Below are 2,505 nucleotides of genomic sequence, written 5' to 3' on the forward strand. Positions count from 1 at the left end.
GCCAGCGTTCATCCTGAGCCAGGATCAAACTCTCCGTAAATGTTCATACAGACACAATGCCGGGGCCAAGGAAAATTGGCCGCCAGGCACTGCACTAAATTCGAAACCAGCTAAAAAAACCATTCCAGCCCACGGGGTGGGCGGAACAGTCGATTCAACCAATTAAAATAAATTGGTATCAATAAACTTGGCACACTATTGAGTTCTCAAACAACAGACGCAATCCGAAAATACTCGGGAAAACAATGTTTTCCTTTTCTTCTTCGCTGCAACCTTCGTTTACCTGGGCCATTCCGTGGGCCATAAGGCGCACCGGAACTACTCACATTTCCGAAGGGGTTTGGCCGCCATGCTCAGGCGCTTTCTCAGCGTCCCGGCCGCGGCGACTTAGAAGACTTTACACAGGTTTCACCCCGGTTGCAACTCGGCCCCAGCCGCCCGCTTCAGCGCCGGGTTTTGCCCGCCTGGCGGGCAGTCAGCCCGGTGCCGGCAGGGCGGCCGCTCGGAGCGGATCCGTGGCAGGGAACCGGACGCTGGCATCGGGCTCTACCCACCAAGGGTCGGCTGTGTACAGGCCGCTGGCCCGATCAGTTGGGGCTTCCAACCGCGACATGCCTCCTGATCCACCGCCGCCGGTCCCGTGAATAGTGCAGGTAGCGGCCCTGGTCCCGTACGACTTCCTCCATCGGAGCTGCTCGTTGCTTCCCCCAGTGGGCGTTCGCGTGAACGCGGCAGAGCAGCGCGATCCACCAAGTATTCGGCTCCCTGTCGACATGCCACTCGGCAAGGGACCACCAATGCTGCGGGGAGCCAAGGACTCCGCAGCGGGAGATGCAACGGTTGATGTGCCCGTCACGGTCGTAGCCAAGCAAACAATGCTTCACTGCACCCTGGCCTCGAGAGCTTCTGGGATGAAGCCGGCACCGGCAGTCTTTCGCTTATACAGCTCGTGCGGTGTGGCCACCCGATGTGGGATCGGACTGCTTTCCACCGACAATCTGCCGCCCATTGATAGGTTGTGGCAACTGAACAAATGTTTGAACAATAATCAGTTCCTGCGTGCAAGGCCCTGCCGACGGTTTCCCGTAGATTTTGTGAGCGATGGTGCCTTCGCTTTCCTCAACGGAGGCTGACTTAGGAAAGCTGCATTCAAAGTTCTGGGTTGTGAGATGAATTCGCTGCTCTGATTCGTCAACCTCGTTTAGAGTCCAGGGTATTTCTTTCAGGGGTTCACTCGGTGTCTTCTGGATTGGGATACCACCGCTAAATGTAGGCAGAGACGGCTCAACCGGGGACGGAGGGTCTTGCCCGCAGGAACTTAGAGTGGTCACGAGGCAGCCAACAACAGCAACTCGGGCAAGTTGCTTGACTCGTGACCAGAAAAGCCTAGTAGCTGGCAACCGATACACCCCCCCCCCCCGACCGCAAACCATATTCCCGTACGCAAAATTGGTACAAGTGTCTAAAGGACCTACCGTACCTACGCCGGAAAAGCCTGTGAGGATCCTGCTGCGCAATTTGACCTGCTGTTGCCTGCGGACGCTCGGCCCATGACAGCCAGGGCGGAGCTGGAGGGTGTCCAGGTGGTTGGCGCGTAGGAATTCCCGGAGAGAACAGCGGCATCGATGACCCCATAGCCGCAGCCGAAACCGATACGAGCACGGCACCGGCCTCGTTTGGCGAATCGGCGGACCCAATAGGTTGTTCGTGACCGCGGCTTGGGGATCATTTGGCCGGCGTGCCAAATCCGTGCTGGGACCCACGGCCGTTGCACCCGGTACTCGAGGCCCGGCGTGGCCGGGAGCCGTCCAGGCCGTTAGTGTTCGCATATGGCCGGCTTTCCCCAACTCCTCCACACGGTTCTGGATACTCCCGATGTCCGGGGCCTGGCGGAGTTCTACCGTCAGCTCCTCGGGCTCAAGTACCGCCCCGGAGACGAACCGCAACCGGGCAGCGCCGGCGATGGCGTTGATTGGCTGGTACTGACCGATGCCCGCGGCAACCGAAAGCTGGCATTCCAGCATGTGGATCAGCTCGAGCGGACTACCTGGCCCCGGCCGGATGTACCCATGCAGATGCACCTGGACCTCACTGTCCCCGACCGGAAGACCCTCGCAGACCAACATGCCAGGGCACTGGCGTTGGGCGCGGAGCTCCTCTTTGATCGCACGGATGACCGCGAAGAACCGTTGTATGTCTACGCCGATCCGGCCGGACATCCATTCTGTATCTTCGTAGCCTGACCCACACAGACCAGCGTGCCCTGCAGGGGAATCCCGGTCAGGACCCCGGGTCCAACTTGTCGGGTTAAACAGGTGAGGCCCGTACCAACACTGGTACGGGCCTCACCCCACAATTTGTCCGGCGGTGACCTACTCTCCCACACCCTCCCGGATGCAGTACCATCGGCGCTGTGGGTCTTAGCTTCCGGGTTCGGAATGGGACCGGGCGTTTCCCCCACGCTATGACCGCCGTAACCCTTCCACCCGCACCACACACCCAAAA

The 2,505-nt window shown here is 59.7% G+C and carries 1 protein-coding gene and 1 rRNA gene; one reads left to right on the forward strand and one right to left on the reverse strand.

The genetic code is table 11. The features are described 5' to 3' along the window. The first annotated feature begins 1,829 nt into the window (after nucleotides 1-1,829). Entirely contained in the window at nucleotides 1,830-2,243 is a 414-nt protein-coding gene (locus tag LJ754_RS16655) for a VOC family protein (RefSeq protein WP_227927440.1), read from the forward strand. A 116-nt stretch (nucleotides 2,244-2,359) separates the two neighbouring features. On the opposite strand, the gene rrf is transcribed toward LJ754_RS16655, so the two are convergent. Further along, nucleotides 2,360-2,476 (reverse strand): 5S ribosomal RNA (rrf, locus tag LJ754_RS16660). Nucleotides 2,477-2,505 lie beyond the last annotated feature (29 nt).

The sequence above is a fragment of the Arthrobacter sp. zg-Y40 genome (genome assembly GCF_020731535.1).
Classification (GTDB): domain Bacteria; phylum Actinomycetota; class Actinomycetes; order Actinomycetales; family Micrococcaceae; genus Arthrobacter_B.